The sequence below is a fragment of the Pseudomonas sp. Choline-02u-1 genome (assembly GCF_002836515.1).
Lineage (GTDB): Bacteria > Pseudomonadota > Gammaproteobacteria > Pseudomonadales > Pseudomonadaceae > Aquipseudomonas.
In genome coordinates this window covers 80,548-101,181 of the sequence record NZ_PJBC01000058.1, presented here as the reverse complement: position 1 = coordinate 101,181, position 20,634 = coordinate 80,548, and the positions used below count along the sequence as shown (strand labels likewise).

At 58.9% G+C, this 20,634-nt stretch carries 18 protein-coding genes; 10 read left to right on the top strand and 8 right to left on the bottom strand.

From position 1 onward, the window contains the following. Positions 1 to 22: 22 nt before the first annotated feature. Positions 23 to 469, bottom strand: coding sequence for an NUDIX hydrolase (locus CXF97_RS14550; RefSeq protein ID WP_101159103.1), 447 nt, complete (start codon positions 467 to 469; stop codon positions 23 to 25). Between the two features lie 211 nt (positions 470 to 680). Next, positions 681 to 2,906, bottom strand: a complete 2,226-nt coding sequence (locus CXF97_RS14545; RefSeq protein WP_101159102.1) for an NADP-dependent isocitrate dehydrogenase — start codon at positions 2,904 to 2,906, stop codon at positions 681 to 683. Between the two features lie 481 nt (positions 2,907 to 3,387). Here CXF97_RS14545 and icd point away from each other — a divergent pair, with 481 nt between their 5' ends. Further along, the gene (icd, locus tag CXF97_RS14540) at positions 3,388 to 4,644 is read left to right on the top strand and encodes an NADP-dependent isocitrate dehydrogenase (RefSeq protein ID WP_024013414.1); all 1,257 of its coding nucleotides are present in this window, start codon (positions 3,388 to 3,390) and stop codon (positions 4,642 to 4,644) included. Between the two features lie 74 nt (positions 4,645 to 4,718). Here icd and cspD read toward each other — a convergent pair whose 3' ends face one another. Beyond that, on the bottom strand, positions 4,719 to 4,979 hold the full coding sequence (gene cspD / locus CXF97_RS14535) for a cold shock domain-containing protein CspD (protein ID WP_101159101.1): 261 nt from the start codon (positions 4,977 to 4,979) through the stop codon (positions 4,719 to 4,721). Between the two features lie 224 nt (positions 4,980 to 5,203). Between cspD and clpS the strand changes: the two genes are divergently transcribed. Both clpS and clpA read left to right on the top strand, forming a co-directional pair. Beyond that, a complete protein-coding gene (clpS, locus tag CXF97_RS14530; protein ID WP_011334948.1) occupies positions 5,204 to 5,587 on the top strand; it encodes an ATP-dependent Clp protease adapter ClpS in 384 nt (127 codons plus the stop codon). A gap of 30 nt (positions 5,588 to 5,617) precedes the next feature. Then, positions 5,618 to 7,888, top strand: coding sequence for an ATP-dependent Clp protease ATP-binding subunit ClpA (gene clpA / locus CXF97_RS14525; RefSeq protein WP_016775266.1), 2,271 nt, complete (start codon positions 5,618 to 5,620; stop codon positions 7,886 to 7,888). Between the two features lie 518 nt (positions 7,889 to 8,406). Here the strand turns inward: clpA and infA are convergent. The 3 genes from infA to aat all read right to left on the bottom strand — a co-directional run bounded on the left by infA (position 8,407) and on the right by aat (position 10,184). Continuing rightward, complete coding sequence (gene infA / locus CXF97_RS14520) at positions 8,407 to 8,625, bottom strand: translation initiation factor IF-1 (protein WP_002553999.1); 219 nt, start codon at positions 8,623 to 8,625, stop codon at positions 8,407 to 8,409. Between the two features lie 112 nt (positions 8,626 to 8,737). After that, positions 8,738 to 9,445, bottom strand: a complete 708-nt coding sequence (locus CXF97_RS14515; protein WP_101159100.1) for an arginyltransferase — start codon at positions 9,443 to 9,445, stop codon at positions 8,738 to 8,740. A 58-nt stretch (positions 9,446 to 9,503) separates the two neighbouring features. Further along, positions 9,504 to 10,184: a leucyl/phenylalanyl-tRNA--protein transferase gene (gene aat, locus CXF97_RS14510; protein ID WP_101159099.1), complete on the bottom strand. Its 681-nt coding sequence runs from the start codon at positions 10,182 to 10,184 to the stop codon at positions 9,504 to 9,506. A 522-nt stretch (positions 10,185 to 10,706) separates the two neighbouring features. Between aat and CXF97_RS14505 the strand changes: the two genes are divergently transcribed. The 6 genes from CXF97_RS14505 (at position 10,707) to cysG (ending at position 18,343) form a co-directional block, all read left to right on the top strand. Further along, positions 10,707 to 13,115, top strand: coding sequence for a DNA translocase FtsK (locus CXF97_RS14505; RefSeq protein ID WP_101159098.1), 2,409 nt, complete (start codon positions 10,707 to 10,709; stop codon positions 13,113 to 13,115). Between the two features lie 67 nt (positions 13,116 to 13,182). Further along, on the top strand, positions 13,183 to 13,803 hold the full coding sequence (lolA, locus tag CXF97_RS14500) for an outer membrane lipoprotein chaperone LolA (RefSeq protein ID WP_056788905.1): 621 nt from the start codon (positions 13,183 to 13,185) through the stop codon (positions 13,801 to 13,803). 152 nt (positions 13,804 to 13,955) lie between these two features. After that, a complete protein-coding gene (locus tag CXF97_RS14495) occupies positions 13,956 to 15,278 on the top strand; it encodes a replication-associated recombination protein A (RefSeq protein ID WP_042609225.1) in 1,323 nt (440 codons plus the stop codon). Next, complete coding sequence (gene crcB, locus CXF97_RS14490; protein ID WP_016775261.1) at positions 15,278 to 15,652, top strand: fluoride efflux transporter CrcB; 375 nt, start codon at positions 15,278 to 15,280, stop codon at positions 15,650 to 15,652. Before CXF97_RS14495 ends, crcB begins: the two co-directional genes overlap by 1 nt. 15 nt (positions 15,653 to 15,667) lie before the next feature. Further along, positions 15,668 to 16,948: a serine--tRNA ligase gene (gene serS / locus CXF97_RS14485; protein ID WP_065616030.1), complete on the top strand. Its 1,281-nt coding sequence runs from the start codon at positions 15,668 to 15,670 to the stop codon at positions 16,946 to 16,948. Continuing rightward, on the top strand, positions 16,949 to 18,343 hold the full coding sequence (gene cysG / locus CXF97_RS14480) for a siroheme synthase CysG (RefSeq protein ID WP_101159097.1): 1,395 nt from the start codon (positions 16,949 to 16,951) through the stop codon (positions 18,341 to 18,343). Between the two features lie 43 nt (positions 18,344 to 18,386). Here the strand turns inward: cysG and CXF97_RS14475 are convergent, their stop codons facing one another. Continuing rightward, entirely contained in the window at positions 18,387 to 18,581 is a 195-nt protein-coding gene (locus tag CXF97_RS14475; RefSeq protein WP_039763294.1) for a hypothetical protein, read from the bottom strand. Between the two features lie 108 nt (positions 18,582 to 18,689). Here CXF97_RS14475 and thpR point away from each other — a divergent pair, with 108 nt between their 5' ends. After that, positions 18,690 to 19,229 carry an RNA 2',3'-cyclic phosphodiesterase gene (gene thpR, locus CXF97_RS14470; protein ID WP_101159215.1) on the top strand — a complete coding sequence of 180 codons (540 nt, stop codon included), beginning with the start codon at positions 18,690 to 18,692 and terminating at the stop codon, positions 19,227 to 19,229. A gap of 238 nt (positions 19,230 to 19,467) precedes the next feature. Here the strand turns inward: thpR and CXF97_RS14465 are convergent, their stop codons facing one another. Next, a complete protein-coding gene (locus tag CXF97_RS14465; RefSeq protein WP_101159096.1) occupies positions 19,468 to 20,565 on the bottom strand; it encodes a polyamine ABC transporter substrate-binding protein in 1,098 nt (365 codons plus the stop codon). Between the last annotated feature and the right edge of the window lie 69 nt (positions 20,566 to 20,634).

Genomic DNA, 20,634 nt, shown 5'->3' with positions numbered 1-20,634 from the left:
TAGCAGGCTCGCAGCCGCAAGGCTAAAGAGAAGGGCGGATCAGTTCGAGGCTGAAGTGATGGCCGGCCAGATAATCGTCGATGCAGCGGATGATCAGCTCGCTGCGCCAGTTGGCGCGCTGGGCGATTAATTCCTCGCGGGTCAGCCACTTGGCGCCGACGATGCCGTCGTCTAGCGGGTAATCCGGATGGTGCTGCACCGCTTTGGCGCTGAAGCATACGCGCTGGTAAGTCACGCCATTGCTCGGCGCGGTGTACAGATAAATGCCGATCACCCCGGTGGGTTCGACGTCCCAGCCGGTTTCTTCGAGGGTTTCGCGAATGGCAGCGTCGATCAGCGTTTCATCCGGATCGAGATGCCCGGCGGGCTGGTTGAGCACATTACGCCCGCCTTTGTGCTCTTCGACCATCAGGAAACGGCCATTGTCCTCGACGATCGTGGCGACGGTGATGTGGGGGAGCCATTCCATAAGTCATCCTCAATTTTGAAAACGTAATGAAATCGATGTGGGAGCGGGCTTGCTCGCGAAGCGACGGGTCAGTCACCGAAGAGGTTGAATGATAAACCGCATTCGCGAGCAAGCCCGCTCCTACATCGATCTGTATTTCAAAGGTAAATGGATGTGAGGCACAAACACAAACCCCGGCACAGGGCCGGGGTTTGTTTACCGCATTACAACCTTAAACCAGCGCAGCAATCGCCGCGTTGAAGGTTGCGCTTGGGCGCATGGCCTTGCTGATCAGCTCGGCGTCGGCGTGGTAGTAACCGCCGATGTCGACTGGCTTGCCCTGAACGGCGTTGAGCTCGGCAACGATGGTTGCTTCGTTCTCGGTCAGGGTTTTAGCCAGAGTCGCGAACTGCGCTTGCAGTGCGGCGTCTTCAGTCTGGGCGGCCAGGGCCTGAGCCCAGTACATCGCCAGGTAGAAGTGGCTGCCGCGGTTGTCGATGTTGCCGACTTTGCGAGATGGCGACTTGTTGTTGTCGAGGAACTGGCCAGTAGCCTGGTCCAGGGTTTTCGACAGCACCAGTGCTTTCGGGTTGTTGTAGTTCACACCCAAATGCTCAAGGGAAGCGGCCAGAGCGAGGAACTCGCCCAGCGAATCCCAGCGCAGGAAGTTCTCTTCAACCAGTTGCTGCACGTGCTTCGGAGCCGAACCGCCAGCGCCGGTTTCGAACAGACCGCCGCCATTCATCAGCGGCACGATCGACAGCATCTTGGCGCTGGTGCCCAGTTCCATGATCGGGAACAGGTCGGTCAGGTAGTCACGCAGTACGTTGCCAGTCACCGAAATGGTGTCCTTGCCTTCGCGAGTGCGCTGCAGGGTGTATTTCATTGCATCGACCGGCGCCATGATCTGGATGTCCAGACCGGCGGTGTCGTGATCCTTCAGGTAAGCCTGAACCTTCTCGATCACCACGCCGTCGTGAGCGCGCATCGGGTCGAGCCAGAAAATTGCCGGAGTGCTGCTCGCGCGAGCGCGGTTGACGGCCAGTTTGACCCAGTCCTGGATCGGCGCGTCTTTGGTCTGGCACATGCGGAAGATGTCGCCGGCTTCAACAGCCTGTTCCATCAGCAGCTTGCCTTTGCTGTCGGTCACGCGAACCACGCCGTCAGCCTTGATCTGGAAGGTCTTGTCGTGCGAGCCGTACTCTTCGGCTTTCTTCGCCATCAGGCCGACGTTCGGCACGCTGCCCATGGTGGTCGGGTCGAAAGCGCCGTTGGCTTTGCAATCTTCGATCACCGCTTGGTAGATGGTGGCGTAGCAACGATCCGGGATCACAGCCTTGGTGTCGTGCAGTTGACCGTCGGTGCCCCACATCTTGCCCGAATCACGGATCATCGCTGGCATCGAGGCGTCGACGATAACGTCGCTCGGCACGTGCAGGTTGGTGATGCCTTTGTCGGAGTTGACCATCGCCAGCGACGGACGAACCGCGTAGACCGCTGCGATATCCGCTTCGATCTGCGCCTGCTGCTCGGCTGGCAGGGCCTTGATCCGTGCGTACAGATCACCGATGCCGTTGTTCAGGTTAAAGCCGATCTGGTTCAGCACGTCAGCGTGCTTGGTCAGCGCGTCCTTATAGAACTCGGCAACGATCTGGCCGAACATGATCGGGTCGGAGACCTTCATCATGGTCGCTTTCAAGTGCACCGAGAGCAGCACGCCCTGGGCCTTGGCGCTTTCGATCTCGGCAGCGATGAATGCGCGCAGAGCATTTTTGCTCATTACCGCGCAATCCAGGATCTCGCCAGCCTGAACGGTGGTTTTTTCTTTCAGAACGGTGGCAGTACCGTCCTTGGCGATCAGCTCGATTTTCACAGCGTCAGCGGCGTCGATCAGGGCGGCTTTTTCGCTGCCGTAGAAATCGCCGGTGCTCATGTGCGCGACGTGGGACTTGGAGTCTTTGGCCCAGGCGCCCATTTTGTGCGGGTGCTTGCGCGCATAGTTCTTCACCGACAGCGGAGCGCGACGGTCGGAGTTGCCTTCGCGCAGAACCGGGTTCACGGCGCTGCCCTTGACCTTGTCGTAACGCGCCTTGGCGTCTTTGTCGGCATCGCTGGTCACGGTTTCCGGATAGTCCGGCAGGTTGTAGCCCTGCGCCTGCAGCTCTTTGATCGCGGCTTGCAGTTGTGGCACCGAAGCACTGATGTTCGGCAGCTTGATGATGTTGGCTTCAGGCGTAACGGCCAGGTCGCCCAGTTCGGCGAGGTGGTCGGCTACGGCTTTGTCGCCCAGTTGCTCGGGGAAGCTGGCCAGAATACGTGCTGCAAGAGAGATATCGCGGGTTTCCACGGCGATATCGGCCGAGGCGGTGTAGGCCTCGATGATCGGCAGCAGGGAATAGGTGGCGAGGGCAGGAGCTTCGTCGGTGAAGGTATAGATGATCTTCGAGCGGGTGGGCATATTCGGATTAACTCTCTCTTCTTTGCTAAAGCGTGCGCAGAAACTCGAGGGGCGCCGGGTAAGCGCGTTCGTTCAAAGTCATCCATGAACCGAATGTCGAGATTCTTCGCGGTGATGTTGGGTGCATCAGTAGAGCGTCAAGCAGTCAGGCTGCGGTAACAACCCGACCAATCAGGCGGAAAGTCTCGTGCTAGAGAGGCCAGCCGTCGTGACCCTGTGGTCAGCGGGCGGCATTATACATAGGTAGCTGGCAATCTGCCGATGGTTCATATGCAACGATTCTCGTCCATTGGTCTAAAGGTCGCAGGGCGCGGCCGGGCAGAGACTTGTCATGAATGCTGGAGTTTGGCGCTTTTCCCTTTGCATTCAGGCTTGTACGAAACGAGATGTGCGCGGCGCCGGAACATAGGGTTTGCGTGTTGATTCAACTGGGTTACGCTCGAAGCAAGCCAGGTGTTCAATCCAAACAATGGAGTTCAGCATGGGTTACAAGAAGATTCAGGTTCCGGCCGTCGGCGACAAAATCACCGTCAATGCAGACCATTCTCTCAATGTTCCTGATAACCCGATCATCCCCTTCATTGAGGGTGACGGTATTGGTGTCGACATCAGTCCGGTGATGATCAAGGTTGTCGATGCTGCTGTTGAAAAGGCCTACGGCGGCAAGCGCAAGATTTCCTGGATGGAAGTCTACGCTGGCGAGAAAGCCACCCAGGTTTACGATCAGGACACCTGGCTGCCGCAGGAAACCCTCGACGCCGTCAAGGATTACGTGGTTTCCATCAAAGGTCCGCTGACCACCCCGGTCGGTGGTGGCATCCGCTCGCTGAACGTGGCCCTGCGTCAGCAACTCGACCTGTACGTCTGCCTGCGTCCGGTGCGCTGGTTCGAAGGCGTGCCGAGCCCGGTGAAAAAGCCCGGCGATGTCGACATGACCATCTTCCGCGAAAACTCCGAGGACATTTACGCCGGTATCGAATGGAAGGCCGGTTCGCCGGAAGCCACCAAGGTCATCAAATTCCTTAAAGAAGAAATGGGCGTTACCAAGATCCGTTTCGACGAAAACTGCGGCATAGGCGTCAAGCCGGTATCGCGCGAAGGCACCAAGCGTCTGGCACGCAAGGCTCTGCAATATGTGGTCGATAACGACCGCGATTCGCTGACCATCGTGCATAAAGGCAACATCATGAAGTTCACCGAAGGTGCCTTCAAGGAGTGGGCTTACGAAGTAGCGGCCGAAGAATTCGGCGCGACCCTGCTCGACGGCGGTCCGTGGATGCAGTTCAAGAACCCGAAAACCGGCAAGAACGTGGTGGTGAAGGACGCTATTGCCGACGCCATGCTCCAGCAGATCCTGCTGCGTCCGGCCGAATACGATGTGATCGCTACGCTTAATCTCAACGGCGACTACCTGTCCGACGCCCTCGCTGCGGAAGTGGGGGGTATCGGTATTGCGCCGGGCGCCAACCTGTCCGACACCGTGGCGATGTTCGAGGCGACCCACGGTACTGCGCCGAAGTACGCCGGCAAGGATCAGGTCAACCCGGGTTCGCTGATTCTCTCGGCCGAGATGATGCTGCGTCATATGGGCTGGACAGAAGCTGCAGACCTGATCATCAAGGGCACCAACGGTGCGATCGGCGCGAAGACTGTTACTTATGATTTCGAGCGTTTGATGGATGGCGCGAAGCTGGTGTCGTCTTCCGGGTTTGGAGATGCGTTGATTTCGCATATGTAAAGCGCGGACAACCAAAAAAACCGCCTGATTTTTCAGGCGGTTTTTTTAATGGCTGGGGTTCAGGCGGAAATCAGTCAGCTGATCGCTTGAGCTGTCGCCGCAACGCCGACAGCGGGGTCGGACGCGGCAACAACGACGTTGTGAATTTCGATCGCATGCAGGCCCTTTGGCCCTTGAATGATATCGAATTTCACGGCCTGGCCGGCCTTGAGGGTCTTGTATCCATCCATCTTGATTGCCGAGTAATGTGCAAACAGATCTTCTGTCTTGCCATCCTCGTTGATGAACCCGTACCCCTTGGCATTGTTGAACCATTTCACCTTGCCGACCGCCATGCTCAAATCCCTCTGCAACAGTCTCCATCGCTGGAGTATCATCCACGACATCCGCAATCGAATTCGATAAAAGAATTGACTCCGCGGATCTTTTTTACCCACTGTGGGCTCTATTGGTTGTAACACCGTTTTCCCGATAGTCAAGGTGACCGGGCAGTCGTAGTTGAAAACGTGTGCAACCGCCCCCACCACTGTATTCGCACAACTGACGAACCTTTTTTTCCATGCATGCAATCAGCCAGATTCGACTAACATTCAATCAGGATCGCCCGCTTCTCCAAAAGGATCTTCCACAGGAGCACGACGACGATTCGGCAGGCGTTGCTGTTCAGGAAGCAAAGCCCGCGTTACAGGCGCCGCCTATGTACAAGGTGGTTTTGTTCAATGATGACTACACACCGATGGATTTCGTCGTCGAAGTGCTCGAGGTGTTTTTTAACCTGAATCGCGAGCTGGCGACCAAGGTCATGCTGGCCGTCCATACAGAAGGACGGGCAGTATGTGGAGTGTTTACCCGCGACATCGCCGAGACAAAGGCCATGCAGGTCAACCAGTACGCCAGGGAAAGCCAGCATCCGCTACTCTGTGAAATCGAGAAGGACGGTTAATCGCCGACCACTTGGGTATGAGGTGAAGCTATGTTAAACCGCGAGCTCGAAGTCACCCTCAATCTTGCCTTCAAGGAGGCTCGTTCGAAGCGTCATGAGTTCATGACCGTCGAACATCTCCTGCTGGCCCTATTGGATAATGAGGCTGCCGCCACCGTTTTGCGTGCCTGCGGCGCAAACCTCGACAAACTCAAGCATGATCTGCAGGAGTTCATCGACTCCACCACACCATTGATCCCCGTGCATGACGAGGATCGCGAAACCCAGCCTACCCTGGGCTTCCAGCGTGTCCTGCAGCGTGCTGTTTTTCACGTACAGAGCTCGGGCAAGCGCGAAGTGACCGGCGCCAACGTGCTTGTGGCCATCTTCAGTGAGCAAGAGAGTCAGGCCGTGTTCCTGCTGAAACAGCAGAGCGTGGCACGCATTGATGTCGTCAATTACATCGCCCATGGCATTTCGAAAGTGCCGGGGCACGGCGATCACTCTGAAGGTGAACAAGATATGCAGGACGACGAGGGCGGTGAGTCTTCTTCTTCAGGCAATCCTCTGGATGCTTATGCCAGCAACCTCAACGAACTTGCGCGCCAGGGTCGCATTGATCCGCTGGTCGGTCGTGAATCGGAAGTTGAGCGAGTCGCGCAGATCCTCGCGCGCCGGCGCAAGAACAATCCGCTGCTGGTCGGCGAAGCAGGCGTGGGTAAAACCGCAATTGCCGAAGGCCTGGCCAAGCGCATCGTCGACAACCAGGTGCCGGATCTGCTGGCCAATGCGGTTGTTTATTCCCTCGATCTTGGCGCTTTGCTCGCGGGCACCAAATATCGCGGTGATTTCGAGAAGCGCTTCAAGGCGCTGCTCAATGAGCTGAAAAAACGCCCGCAGGCGATCCTGTTCATCGACGAGATCCATACCATCATTGGTGCGGGTGCTGCGTCCGGTGGTGTCATGGACGCGTCCAACCTGCTCAAACCGCTACTGTCGTCTGGCGACATTCGTTGCATCGGCTCGACCACGTTCCAGGAGTTTCGCGGCATCTTCGAGAAAGACCGTGCTCTGGCGCGTCGCTTCCAGAAGGTCGATGTCGTGGAGCCGTCGGTGGAAGACACCATCGGTATCCTGCGCGGGTTGAAAGGCCGTTTCGAGCAGCATCACAATATCGAATACAGCGACGAGTCGTTGCGTGCCGCCGCTGAACTGGCGTCGCGCTACATTAATGATCGGCATATGCCGGACAAAGCCATCGATGTAATCGACGAGGCGGGCGCCTACCAGCGTCTGCAGCCGGTGGAGATGCGCGTTAAACGTATCGAAGTGCCGCAGGTCGAAGACATCGTTGCGAAAATCGCCCGAATTCCGCCAAAACACGTCACCAGTTCCGACAAGGAGCTGCTGCGTAATCTTGAGCGTGACCTGAAGCTCACGGTGTTTGGTCAGGACGCGGCGATTGATTCGCTGTCGACGGCGATCAAGCTGTCCCGCGCCGGCCTCAAATCGCCGGACAAACCGGTCGGTTCGTTCCTGTTCGCCGGGCCTACCGGTGTCGGTAAAACCGAGGCCGCGCGACAGCTGGCCAAGGCGCTGGGCATTGAACTGGTGCGGTTCGACATGTCCGAGTACATGGAGCGGCACACCGTATCGCGTCTGATCGGTGCGCCTCCGGGCTATGTCGGTTTTGATCAGGGCGGTCTGCTGACCGAGGCGATCACCAAGCAGCCGCATTGCGTATTGCTGCTAGATGAAATCGAGAAGGCGCATCCGGAAGTCTTCAACCTGCTGTTGCAGGTCATGGATCACGGTACGCTGACCGACAACAACGGGCGCAAGGCGGATTTCCGCAATGTGATCGTGATCATGACCACTAACGCCGGTGCCGAAACGGCTGCTCGCGCTTCGATCGGTTTCACCCATCAGGACCACTCGTCCGATGCGATGGAAGTGATCAAGAAGAGTTTCACGCCGGAATTCCGTAACCGTCTGGACACCATTATCCAGTTTGGTCGCCTCAGTCATGAGGTCATCAAAAGCGTGGTGGACAAGTTCCTCACCGAGTTGCAGGCGCAGCTGGAAGACAAGCGTGTGTTGCTCGAGGTGACCGATGCGGCGCGCAGCTGGCTGGCGGCGGGTGGTTACGACTCGGCGATGGGTGCACGTCCGATGGCGCGTCTGATCCAGGACAAGATCAAGCGTCCGCTGGCGGAAGAGATTCTGTTTGGCGAACTCGCCGAGCATGGCGGTGTGGTGCACATCGACATCAAGGATGGTGAGCTGACGTTTGACTTCGAGACTACGGCAGAAATGGCCTGACGGCTTGATGTGGATTGGAAAGGCGCCTTCGGGCGCCTTTTTGTTGTCAGGTGTTTTTGGGCTTTGGGTGCATATCCGTTGCTGCGGGGAGGGCTTATTGCGGTTTCGCCCTTACGGCGAGTCACCTTTTTCAAGCGCCAAAAAGGTAACCCAAAACGCTAGCTCCTGCGTTCGGCCCTCGCAGGCTCGGGTTCCTTCGCTCCGGGACTGATCCGGGCGCAGCGGCTACGGTTTGCTTCGCTGCACCTCCTTGCGCTGTGTACGACTGCGTCGTACGGTCGCTGCGCTCCTACGCCCGGATCAATCCCTCCACTCAGCCTTCCGACGTCGCCCGTGGATCAAGATCAAAAGCAGGCGAGCTGACACTCGACCTAAGGACGAACGCTCATTGTGTTGGAGCAGCCGGAGGCTGCGATCTTTTGATTTGCATGCTGTAAGTGCGAAACCGCCAGTCCCAAAACCTCAAACCGCAGACACAAAAACGCCCGGCATAACCCGGGCGTTCTGTATCGACTTGATTAGCGAGCGCGGTAAGTGATCCGCCCTTTGCTCAGGTCATAGGGCGTCAGCTCGACGCGCACTTTGTCACCGGTAAGAATACGAATGTAGTTCTTGCGCATCTTGCCGGAAATATGCGCGGTTACGACGTGCCCATTTTCCAACTCCACACGAAACATGGTGTTGGGCAGGGTGTCGACGACAGTGCCTTCCATTTCGAAGCTGTCTTCTTTCGACATGCAGTAAAGCCCTCGGTATCCAATGAATGGCCCGGTGCAACTGCGCCAGGCAAAAGCGGCGTGCATTGTGCCCGAAAAATGGGGTTTACGCCAAGGGGTTTAGGCCGCAGGTTTAGTTCAGGACGACCCAGCGCTGATTGATCAGCAATTCTATGGGCCGATATTGCGTCTTGTAGTTCATCTTTTTGCAGTTCTTGATCCAGTAACCCAGGTACACCGCCTCAAGCCCCAGCCGCTGGCTTTCGGCGATTTGCCAAAGGATCGCGTAACGACCGAGGCTGCGGCGTTCTTCGTTCGGTTCGTAGAAGGTGTACACCGCCGACAAGCCGTTAGGCAGCAGATCGGTCACCGCCACCGCGAGCAACCGTCCGTCGAGCCGGAATTCATAGAAGCGCGAAAAGGGCAGGTCACGCACCAGGAATGTCGAAAACTGATCACGGCTCGGCGGGTACATGTCGCCGTCGGCATGGCGCTGTTCGATGTAGCGCTGGTAGAGGTCGAAATACTCTTCGCTGAATTGTGGTTTGACCGGTTGCACCTGCAAATCGGCGTTACGTTTGTAGATACGCTTCTGCTGGCGATTGGCGAGGAACTGCCCGGAAGGAATGCGCGCAGGTACGCAGGCATTGCAGTTCTGGCAATGCGGCCGGTACAGATGATCGCCACTGCGACGAAAGCCCATTTCCGACAGGTCTGCGTAGACATGCACATCCATGGGCTGACTCGGGTCGAGGAACAGCGTCGTGGCCTGCTCCTCGGGCAGATAACTGCAGGAATGGGGCTGAGTGGCATAGAACTTCAAACGCGCCAACTCGGTCATGAATCAACCCTCGGGATAAGCTGGTGGATTAAGTGTAAGCCACCTGCGCAAATGTCGCTCAGCAAACCCAGGTCGCCGAATTCGGTTGATCAAGATGACGCTGCAGATACTCGGCGAATTCGCCGCGCGGGATCGAGCGCGCACCCAGGCTGTGCAGGTGATCGGTCGGCATCTGACAGTCGATCAGTACAAATCCGGTGGCTTTCAAATGCGCTACCAGGGTGGCGAAGCCGTATTTGGAAGCATTGTCAGCGCGGCTGAACATCGACTCGCCAAAAAACAATTGGCCCATCGCCAGGCCATACAGCCCGCCAACCAGTTGTCCATCGTCCCAGACCTCAACCGAATGAGCGAAACCACGCCGATGCAACTCCACATAAGCGTTTTGCATGGGCTCAGTGATCCAGGTGCCGTCGGCGTAGTCGCGGGGCGCGGCGCAGGCACGGATGACGGCGTCGAAATCCTGATCGAAGGTCACCTGGTAGCGCTGCTTGCGCAGCAGTTTGCCGAGGCTGCGCGAAACGTGCAGCTCGTCGGGAAACAGCACGGTGCGTGGGTCCGGTGACCACCAGAGAATCGGCTGGCCCTCGGAAAACCAGGGGAAGCAACCATGGCGATAGGCCTGGATCAGGCGATCAGCGGACAGATCACCACCGGCGGCGAGCAATCCGTTCGGCTCGCGCATGGCTTTTTCCAGTGGCGGAAAGGTCAGGGAGGTACGTTGTAACCAAGTCAGCATGGCATCCAGGCTTGCAGAAGGGGAGGGCGGTCAGGGGCGCGCACGCCCGTGAAAGAGTTTGCCGCGAAACGGCGCCGATGTCCTGCACAGATGTCTGGTGCGGTTGCGCATTGAGCTGCAACTTGATGTGTCGTCCGTGGTCGTAAGCGTGACCGTATCGATGCCTTTTGGGCATTTACGTGGGGTGGCGCTGGCAAGCTTCGCTACGTTCATCAATTACAGCTCATAAGCCTTTGTCACAAAAGACAATGCATGCTCCAATTGCAACCCAGTGCGTGTGCATTTGGCGATGCTCAAGGTCGAGGCCGCAAGCATGGCATCGGACGCGCAAACCCGTACAATGCCGGGTTGTGACGCACTTTATGTTGCGCACCGTGTTTATGGCTGTGTTTATAAAACCAGTGGCACAGTGTTAAAAGTAGTCTCAGTTGAGCTTTTCACCTTTTCTATCTGCCTGGACTGGGCAGTTTTTTATCGTCATTCAATAGATGGACGCGCCTCGGGCGCAGGAAAAGAAGCGTTTTGAAGAAGACCACCGAAGCACCCAAATCAGTCGTTCCGCTCTGGCGCCAGCAACTGCACTACCGGCTCAAGGAAGGTGCATTGATTGCCATTGGCGCCTTGTGCCTGTTCCTGATGATGGCCTTGCTGACCTACGGCAAGGACGATCCTGGCTGGAGCCATAACAGCAAGATCGACGATGTGCAGAACTTCGGCGGCCCGGCCGGCTCGTACAGCGCCGATATCCTGTTCATGGTGCTCGGCTACTTCGCCTATATCTTCCCGTTGCTGCTGGCGGTCAAGGCGTATCAGATCTTCCGTCAACGCCATGAACCGTGGCAGTGGAGCGGCTGGCTGTTTTCCTGGCGCCTGATCGGTCTGGTATTCCTCGTGCTCTCCGGTGCTGCGCTGGCGCACATTCATTTCCACGCCGCGACCGGTTTGCCGGCCGGCGCTGGCGGGGCCCTGGGCGAAAGCCTTGGCGATCTGGCGAAGAATGCGCTGAACATTCAGGGCAGTACGCTGCTGTTTATCGCTTTGTTCCTGTTCGGTCTGACCGTATTCACCGATCTGTCGTGGTTCAAGGTGATGGACGTCACCGGCAAGATCACCCTCGACCTGTTCGAACTGTTCCAGGGGGCGCTCAACCGCTGGTGGTCGGCGCGCACCGAGCGCAAACAACTGGTCGCGCAATTGCGTGAGGTCGATGACCGCGTCCACGATGTGGTTGCACCGACTGTCACCGACAAGCGCGAGCAGGCCAAGGTCAAGGAACGCCTCATCGAGCGCGAGCAAGCGCTGAGCAAGCACATGTCCGACCGCGAGAAGCAGGTGCCACCGGTCATTGCGCCGGCACCGGCCAAGGCGCCAGAGCCGAGCAAGCGCGTGCAGAAAGAGAAGCAGGCGCCATTGTTCGTCGACAGCGCGGTGGAAGGCACGTTGCCGCCGATCTCGATTCTTGATCCTGCGGAAAAGAAACAGCTCAACTATTCGCCCGAGTCGCTGGCAGCGGTCGGTCACTTGCTGGAAATCAAGCTCAAGGAGTTCGGTGTCGAGGTCACGGTGGATTCGATCCATCCGGGCCCGGTGATTACCCGTTACGAAATCCAGCCGGCTGCAGGCGTGAAAGTCAGCCGCATTGCCAACCTGGCCAAGGACCTCGCACGTTCGCTGGCGGTGACCAGTGTGCGGGTGGTCGAGGTGATTCCGGGCAAGACTACCGTCGGTATCGAAATCCCCAACGAAGACCGCCAGATCGTGCGTTTCTCCGAGGTGCTGTCGACCCCCGAGTACGACAACTTCAAATCGCCTGTCACCCTGGCGCTCGGTCATGACATCGGCGGCAAGCCGGTCATCACCGACCTGGCGAAGATGCCGCACTTGCTGGTGGCCGGTACCACCGGTTCCGGTAAATCCGTGGGCGTGAACGCAATGATCCTGTCGATCCTGTTCAAGTCCGGCCCGGAAGACGCCAAGCTGATCATGATCGACCCGAAGATGCTCGAACTGTCGATCTACGAAGGCATTCCGCACCTGCTGTGCCCGGTTGTGACCGATATGAAAGACGCTGCCAATGCCCTGCGCTGGAGCGTTGCCGAAATGGAGCGTCGCTACAAGCTGATGGCGAAGATGGGCGTGCGTAACCTGTCCGGCTTCAACGCCAAGGTCAAGGAGGCCCAGGATGCCGGAGAACCGTTGAGCGATCCGCTGTACAAGCGCGAAAGCATTCACGATGAAGCGCCGCTGCTGCAAAAGCTGCCAACCATCGTCGTGGTGGTCGACGAATTCGCCGACATGATGATGATCGTCGGCAAGAAGGTTGAAGAACTGATCGCCCGTATTGCGCAAAAGGCGCGTGCGGCGGGGATTCACTTGATTCTTGCGACCCAGCGTCCTTCGGTCGACGTGATCACTGGTCTGATCAAGGCCAACATCCCGACTCGCATGGCGTTCCAGGTTTCGAGCAAGATCGACTCGCGAACCATCATCGATCAGGGTGGCGCCGAGCAACTGCTGGGTCACGGTGACATGCTCTACATGCCGCCGGGCACCAGCCTGCCGATCCGGGTCCACGGTGCGTTCGTCTCCGACGATGAGGTTCACCGCGTGGTCGAGGCGTGGAAACTGCGCGGCGCGCCGGAATACAACGACGACATCCTCAACGGTGTCGAAGAGGCGGGCAGCGGCTTTGAAGGCAGTAGCGGTGGTGGCGACGGTGATGATCCGGAAGCCGACGCGCTGTATGACGAAGCGGTGCAGTTCGTCCTCGAAAGCCGTCGTGCGTCGATTTCCGCCGTTCAGCGCAAGCTGAAGATCGGCTACAACCGTGCCGCGCGGATGATCGAGGCGATGGAAATGGCCGGCGTCGTTACCTCAATGAACACCAACGGTTCGCGTGAAGTCCTGGCCCCGGGCCCGGTACGCGACTGAAACGCTACGACTCGGGTGGCGCAATGACGCGCCACCTGCTCTTCCACGAATATTCAAGAGGACTCTCATGCGCCTTATCCGCATGCTGTTGCCAGTACTGGCGCTGACCACACTCACGGCGCACGCCGATGAAAAGGACGTGGCGCGTCTGACCCAATTGCTCGAAACATCGAAAACCCTGTCGGCGAACTTTTCGCAGTTGACCCTCGACGGCAGCGGCACCCAATTGCAGGAGACGACCGGCAACATGACCCTGCAGCGTCCAGGCCTGTTTTACTGGCACACCAACGCACCGGCCGAGCAGACCATGGTTTCCGACGGCAAGAAGGTCACCCTGTGGGACCCGGACCTGGAACAGGCGACTATCAAGAAGCTCGACGAGCGTCTGACCCAGACGCCGGCGCTGCTGCTGTCCGGTGACGTGTCGAAGATCAGCCAGAGCTTCGATATCAGCGCGAAAGAGGCGGGCGGTGTGATCGATTTCACCCTCAAGCCGAAGACCAAAGATACCCTGTTCGACAACCTGCGCCTGTCGTTCCGCAACGGCTTGCTCAATGACATGCAACTGATTGACAGCGTCGGCCAGCGCACCAATATCCTGTTTACCGGGGTCAAGGCCAACGAAGCTGTGCCGGCGTCCAAATTCAAGTTCGACATTCCCAAGGGTGCCGACGTTATCCAGGAGTAACCACCATTCCAAATGTGGGAGCGGGCTTGCTTGCGAATGCGGTGTATCAGTTTATTCACATGCCAACTGACACACCGCATTCGCGAGCAAGCCCGCTCCCACAGGGTGTAATGTTGGTCCTGGTATTCAAATAGAGGTTTCAACGCTACGTGATGGATCTGTTTCGCAGTGCACCGATTGCCCAACCTCTGGCCGCGCGTCTGCGTGCGGCCAATCTGGATGAGTACGTCGGTCAGGAACACGTGCTCGCTCGCGGTAAGCCTCTGCGTGAGGCGCTGGAGCAGGGCGCGCTGCATTCGATGATCTTCTGGGGGCCGCCGGGCGTGGGCAAAACCACCCTTGCACGCTTGCTCGCGGAAGTCTCCGATGCGCACTTCGAAACGGTTTCGGCGGTGCTCGCCGGGGTCAAGGAAATCCGTCAGGCCGTTGAAATCGCCAAGCAGCAGGCCGGCCAGTACGGCAAACGCACAATCCTCTTTGTCGATGAAGTGCACCGCTTCAACAAGTCGCAGCAGGATGCCTTTCTGCCCTACGTTGAAGACGGCACGCTGATCTTTATCGGTGCCACCACTGAAAACCCCTCTTTCGAACTCAATAACGCTCTGTTGTCGCGTGCTCGCGTCTATGTGCTGAAAAGCCTCGACGAAGCGGCGCTGCGCAAACTGGTGCACCGCGCGCTGACCGAGGAACGCGGGCTGGGCAAGCGCAACCTGACGCTGAGCGATGAAGGTTTTCAGATGCTGCTGTCCGCCGCGGATGGCGATGGGCGGCGTCTGCTCAATCTGCTGGAGAACGCCTCCGACCTGGCTGAAGACAACAGCGAAATCGGCACCGAGCTGCTGCAAAGCCTGCTCGGTGATACACGCCGGCGTTTCGACAAAGGCGGTGAAGCGTTCTACGACCAGATCTCGGCGCTGCACAAATCGGTGCGCGGCTCCAACCCCGACGGCGCGCTGTACTGGTTTGCGCGGATGATCGACGGTGGCTGCGATCCGCTTTATCTGGCCCGGCGCGTGGTGCGCATGGCCAGCGAAGACATCGGCAACGCCGACCCGCGTGCGCTGAGCCTGTGTCTCGCCGCGTGGGAGGTGCAGGAGCGTCTCGGCAGCCCGGAAGGCGAATTGGCGGTGGCCCAGGCCATCACTTATCTGGCCTGCGCGCCGAAAAGCAATGCGGTGTACATGGGCTTCAAAACCGCACTGCGTGCGGCTGCCGAAAACGGCTCGCTGGAAGTGCCGCTGCACCTGCGCAATGCACCGACCAAACTGATGAAGCAACTGGGTTACGGCGACGAGTACCGTTACGCCCACGACGAGCCGGACGCTTACGCCGCCGGTGAAGACTATTTTCCTGAAGAACTCGAGCCGATTCCGTTCTATCAGCCAGTGCCCCGTGGCCTGGAGTTGAAGATCGGTGAGAAGCTCAATCACCTTGCCCAACTCGACCGGTTGAGCCCTCGGCAGCGGAGAAAATAGTGGTTCCCTTGATCCTCGCAGTGTCGGTTGGCGGCGTTGCCGGCACCTTGTTGCGCTTCGCCACCGGTAATTGGGTCAGCGCCAATTGGCCGCGGCACTTCTATACCGCGACGCTGGCCGTTAATATCGTGGGCTGCCTGCTGATTGGCGTGTTGTACGGCCTGTTTTTGATACGTCCGGAGGTGCCGATCGAGGTGCGTGCCGGGTTGATGGTCGGCTTCCTTGGGGGGCTGACGACTTTTTCATCCTTTTCACTGGATACGGTGCGCCTGCTGGAAAGCGGGCAAGTGTTGCTGGCCCTGGGCTACGCGGCACTCAGCGTATTCGGCGGGCTGCTCGCCACGTGGGCCGGCCTGTCCCTGACCAAACTTTGATAACGAGAAACCGACATGCTCGATTCCAAACTGTTACGTAGCAACCTTCAGGACGTAGCGGACCGCCTGGCTTCCCGTGGCTTTGCCCTGGACACCGCGCGCATCGAAGCGCTGGAAGAACAGCGCAAGACCGTCCAGACCCGCACCGAAGCACTGCAGGCTGAGCGTAACGCGCGTTCCAAATCCATCGGGCAGGCCAAGCAGCGCGGTGAAGACATTGCGCCGTTGATGGCGGATGTCGAGCGCATGGCGGGCGAACTGAGCGCTGGCAAGGTCGAGCTGGATGCGATCCAGACCGAACTGGATTCGATCCTGCTCGGTATCCCGAATTTGCCGCACGAGTCGGTTCCGGTCGGCAAGGACGAAGACGACAACGTCGAAGTGCGCCGCTGGGGCACCCCGACCCAGTTCGATTTCGAAGTCAAAGACCACGTCGCCCTCGGCGAGAAGTTCGGCTGGCTGGACTTCGAAACCGCTGCCAAGCTGTCTGGCGCACGTTTCGCGCTGTTGCGTGGCCCGATCGCGCGTCTGCATCGCGCGCTGGCACAGTTCATGATCAATCTGCACGTCAATGAACATGGCTACGAAGAGGCATACACGCCTTATCTGGTTCAGGCCCCGGCGCTGCAAGGCACTGGGCAACTGCCGAAGTTCGAAGAAGACCTGTTCAAGATCGCCCGCGAAGGCGAAGCCGACCTGTATCTGATCCCGACTGCTGAAGTGTCGCTGACCAACATCGTTGCCGGCGAAATCGTCGATTCGAAATCGCTGCCGATCAAGTTCGTCGCGCATACCCCGTGCTTCCGTAGTGAAGCCGGTGCGTCGGGCCGCGACACTCGCGGGATGATCCGCCAGCACCAGTTCGACAAAGTCGAAATGGTCCAGATCGTCGAGCCGTCGCAATCGATGGAAGCGCTGGAAGGCCTGACCGCCAACGCTGAAAAGGTTCTGCAATTGCTCGGTCTGCCTTACCGCACTCTGGCACTTTGCACCGGTGACATGGGCTTCAGCGCGGTCAAGACCTACGACCTCGAAGTGTGGATTCCGAGCCAGGACAAATACCGCGAAATCTCTTCGTGCTCCAACTGCGGCGACTTCCAGGCCCGTCGTATGCAAGCGCGTTTCCGCAACCCGGAAACCGGCAAGCCTGAGCTGGTGCACACCTTGAACGGTTCCGGCCTGGCGGTCGGTCGTACGCTGGTGGCGGTGCTGGAAAACTACCAGCAGGCCGACGGTTCGATCCGTGTGCCGGACGTGCTCAAGCCGTACATGGGTGGTCTTGAGGTCATCGGCTAAATGAAATATCTGCCGCTGTTTCACAACCTGCGCGGCAGTCGTGTGTTGGTTGTCGGTGGGGGGGAAATTGCCTTGCGCAAATCCCGCCTGCTGGCCGATGCCGGTGCGCTGCTGCGGGTGGTCGCACCTGAAATTGAATCGCAACTGGCCGAACTGGTCGCTGCCAGCGGCGGCGAATGCCTGCTGCGCGGTTACGTCGAAACGGATCTTGACGGTTGCGGACTGATCATTGCCGCGACCGATGACGAAACGCTCAATGCCCAGGTTTCGACCGATGCGCATCGGCGTTGCGTGCCGGTCAACGTGGTCGATGCTCCGGCCTTGTGCAGCGTGATCTTCCCAGCGATCGTCGACCGCTCGCCACTGATCATTGCCGTCTCCAGCGGCGGCGACGCGCCGGTATTGGCGCGTCTGATTCGGGCAAAGATCGAAACCTGGATTCCGTCCACCTACGGCCAACTCGCCGGTCTCGCTGCGCGTTTCCGCCATCAGGTGAAAAACCTGTTTCCCGATGTGCAGCAGCGTCGCGGCTTCTGGGAAGACGTTTTCCAGGGCCCGATCGCCGATCGCCAGTTGGCCGGGCAGGGCGCTGAAGCCGAACGCCTGCTGCAAGCCAAGGTGGATGGCGAGCCCATGGTCACCACGGGCGAGGTTTATCTGGTCGGTGCCGGTCCGGGCGATCCGGATCTGTTGACCTTCCGTGCGCTGCGGCTGATGCAGCAAGCCGATGTGGTGCTCTATGACCGATTGGTGGCGCCGGCAATTCTGGAGTTGTGCCGTCGCGATGCCGAGCGTGTGTACGTCGGCAAGCGCCGTTCCGAACATGCGGTACCGCAGGATCAGATCAACCAGCAACTGGTCGATCTGGCCAAGGCCGGCAAGCGCGTGGTGCGGTTGAAGGGAGGCGATCCGTTCATCTTCGGTCGCGGTGGCGAAGAGATCGAAGAGCTCGCAGCTCACGGTATTCCATTCCAGGTTGTGCCGGGCATCACGGCGGCCAGCGGTTGCGCGGCGTATGCCGGGATTCCGCTGACCCATCGTGACCACGCGCAATCTGTGCGGTTTGTCACTGGCCACCTGAAGGACGGCTCCACCGATCTGCCTTGGGCCGACCTTGTCGCCCCGGCGCAGACGCTGGTGTTCTACATGGGCCTGGTCGGCCTGCCGATCATCTGCGAGCAGTTGATCAGGCATGGTCGTGCGGCCGACACTCCGGCGGCACTGATCCAGCAGGGCACCACGGTCAATCAGCGGGTATTCACCGGTACCCTGGCCGACTTGCCGCGACTGGTGGCGGAGCATGAAGTTCATGCGCCGACGCTGGTGATCGTCGGTGAGGTGGTGCAACTGCGCGAAAAACTGGCGTGGTTCGAAGGGGCTCAGGCGCAGGTCTGAAACCGGGTCGCCTGTTTTGCGGACAGGCGGCCTCGGGTTTGCGTCACTCGGCAGACGGCGTGATGCGACAGCCCTTGCGGTTGCGGATCTGCTCGTCGGTCGGCCGTTCGCGGACGAATTCGAAGCGCGGTTCGCCTTCGTTGTAGTGCACCAGCCAGCCCCATTCCAGTTCGCTTTCGTCCTGTCCGGGATGCGGTGGCCGGGCCCACCAGGGTTCTTTGCTGAGGATCTCGCGCATGGCAGCCTCCGGTTGTTGGCAATCCTTGAACTATAGCTTCCTGTCGCGAGTCGTCAGTACAGGCTGAGCTGATTCGGCCCGATCATGACGATAAAGGGGGGCATGGCGATGATTGATGGGGTGCGCAACGACGAACCGTCGAAGCGGCTGTTTTTTGCTTTGAATTGCCCGCCGGCGCAGCGCAAGGCCATCGCCCAGTGGCGTGCGGAACTGGGCCTGCGCAGCGGCAAACCGGTTCCGGCGGATAACTTTCACCTGACCTTGCTGTTTCTCGGTGCGGTGCCGCTGGCGCAGATCCACGGTGTTTGCGAAGCCGCGGCCTGTGTCCGTATTCCGGGCGAAGCGTTGCGGGTTGCGCTGGATCGTTTGCAGGTCTGGCATCGCGCAGGGGTGTTGTCGCTGGCACCGGAGCAAGCACCGCCGGCGTTGTTGCGTCTGGTCTACGCGCTGGAACAGGCGATGCTGCCGTTCGGTTTTGAAGAACCGACCCACGAGTTCCGCCCGCACCTGACCCTGGCCCGCGAATACCGTGCGCCGGAACCGGAAGCGAGTACGCCGCCAGAGTTTTTCCTGCGCGCTGAACGCTTCGCTTTGTTCGAATCACATAAGGGCCGTTATCGGGTTGTGCAGGACTGGTCACTGATCTGAGCGGACAAAAAAGGCGCCCGAAGGCGCCTGCAAATTCACCCGAGCCGAGGGAGCCGGGTGAGGCCGTTCAGAGCAGGGGCAGCGGTGGTAAGGCGCTGCGTGAACGGGAAAACGTTTTCTGACACAACACCGACTTCATTGTGGGAGCGGGCTTGCTCGCGAATGCGTCGGCATATCTGGCACATTCATTGACTGACACGACGCTTTCGCGCGCAAACCCGCTGGAATATCGGTGTCTTTACTTGCCGAGCTTCACCCGCGTCCAGCCGCGAGTCATGATCCGCTGTGTGGCAATCGGCTGATCCGGCACTGCATACAGCGTCGCCATCACCGCTTGCGACGGATAAGAGCCCGGTTCGTTGCGAATCGCTTCGTCCACCAACGGCGTGGCCGCTGCGTTGGCATTGCTGTAGCCGATGCTGTTGGTGACCTCGGCGATGATGTCCGGACGCATGAGGAAATCCATGAACAGATAGGCGTTGTCGACGTTCGCAGCGTCGCGCGGGATCGCGACCATGTCGTAGAAACTGCCGGCGCCTTCCTTGGGAATGCTGTAGTCGATCACCACGTTGTTGCCCGATTCCACTGCACGGGCCTTGGCCTGCAGGACGTCGCCGGAGTAACCGACCGCTACGCAGATATTGCCGTTGGCCAGATCGGAGATGTACTTCGATGAATGGAAATACGCCACATACGGGCGAATTTTCATGAACAGCGCTTCGGCTTCGGCGATGTGCGCCTTGTCCTTGTCGTTCACCGGATAGCCGAGGTAGTGCAGCGCGGCCGGGAGCATTTCGGTCGGCGAATCGAGGAAACTGATGCCACAGGCTTTGAGTTTTTCAGCGTTCTCCGGCTTGAAGAGCAAGTCCCAGGAGTTGGTCGGGGCGTTGGCGCCGAGCATTTCCTTGAGCTTCGCCGGATTGAAGCCAATGCCGATCGAGCCCCACATGTACGGGAACGCGTGCGCGTTGTCCGGATCACTGGCCGAGGCGTTTTTCAACAGCACCGGGTTGAGATTCTTCCAGTTCGGCAGCTTCGACTTGTCGAGCGGCTGATAGACGCCGGCCTTGATCTGCTTGGCCAGAAAACTGTTCGACGGCACGACGATGTCGTAACCGGATTTGCCTGCCAGCAGGCGCGCTTCAAGGGTTTCGTTGCTGTCGAAGACGTCATAGGTCACGCGAATGCCGGTCTCGTCTTCGAACTTTTTCACAGTGTCCGGCGCGATGTAATCGGACCAGTTGTACACACGCAGCACCTTGTCGTTGGCCTGGGCGCCCATGACCATTGCGCCCATCAAGGACAGTGTCAGCAGAGTCCTGCCAAACGTTTTCATCGGTACAACTCCCTTCTTTTCATTCAAAAACACAACTTGATCGACGAGCCCTCGGTAGGAGCTGACGAG

Bases quoted from the DNA above. Each gene is read 5' to 3' on its own strand.
- CXF97_RS14550 (WP_101159103.1), bottom strand. From the start codon at position 469: ATGGAATGGCTCCCCCACATCACCGTCGCCACGATCGTCGAGGACAAT.
- CXF97_RS14545 (WP_101159102.1), bottom strand. From the start codon at position 2,906: ATGCCCACCCGCTCGAAGATCATCTATACCTTCACCGACGAAGCTCCT.
- icd (WP_024013414.1), top strand. From the start codon at position 3,388: ATGGGTTACAAGAAGATTCAGGTTCCGGCCGTCGGCGACAAAATCACC.
- cspD (WP_101159101.1), bottom strand. From the start codon at position 4,979: ATGGCGGTCGGCAAGGTGAAATGGTTCAACAATGCCAAGGGGTACGGG.
- clpS (WP_011334948.1), top strand. From the start codon at position 5,204: ATGCATGCAATCAGCCAGATTCGACTAACATTCAATCAGGATCGCCCG.
- clpA (WP_016775266.1), top strand. From the start codon at position 5,618: ATGTTAAACCGCGAGCTCGAAGTCACCCTCAATCTTGCCTTCAAGGAG.
- infA (WP_002553999.1), bottom strand. From the start codon at position 8,625: ATGTCGAAAGAAGACAGCTTCGAAATGGAAGGCACTGTCGTCGACACC.
- CXF97_RS14515 (WP_101159100.1), bottom strand. From the start codon at position 9,445: ATGACCGAGTTGGCGCGTTTGAAGTTCTATGCCACTCAGCCCCATTCC.
- aat (WP_101159099.1), bottom strand. From the start codon at position 10,184: ATGCTGACTTGGTTACAACGTACCTCCCTGACCTTTCCGCCACTGGAA.
- lolA (WP_056788905.1), top strand. From the start codon at position 13,183: ATGCGCCTTATCCGCATGCTGTTGCCAGTACTGGCGCTGACCACACTC.
- CXF97_RS14495 (WP_042609225.1), top strand. From the start codon at position 13,956: ATGGATCTGTTTCGCAGTGCACCGATTGCCCAACCTCTGGCCGCGCGT.
- serS (WP_065616030.1), top strand. From the start codon at position 15,668: ATGCTCGATTCCAAACTGTTACGTAGCAACCTTCAGGACGTAGCGGAC.
- cysG (WP_101159097.1), top strand. From the start codon at position 16,949: ATGAAATATCTGCCGCTGTTTCACAACCTGCGCGGCAGTCGTGTGTTG.
- CXF97_RS14475 (WP_039763294.1), bottom strand. From the start codon at position 18,581: ATGCGCGAGATCCTCAGCAAAGAACCCTGGTGGGCCCGGCCACCGCAT.
- thpR (WP_101159215.1), top strand. From the start codon at position 18,690: ATGATTGATGGGGTGCGCAACGACGAACCGTCGAAGCGGCTGTTTTTT.
- CXF97_RS14465 (WP_101159096.1), bottom strand. From the start codon at position 20,565: ATGAAAACGTTTGGCAGGACTCTGCTGACACTGTCCTTGATGGGCGCA.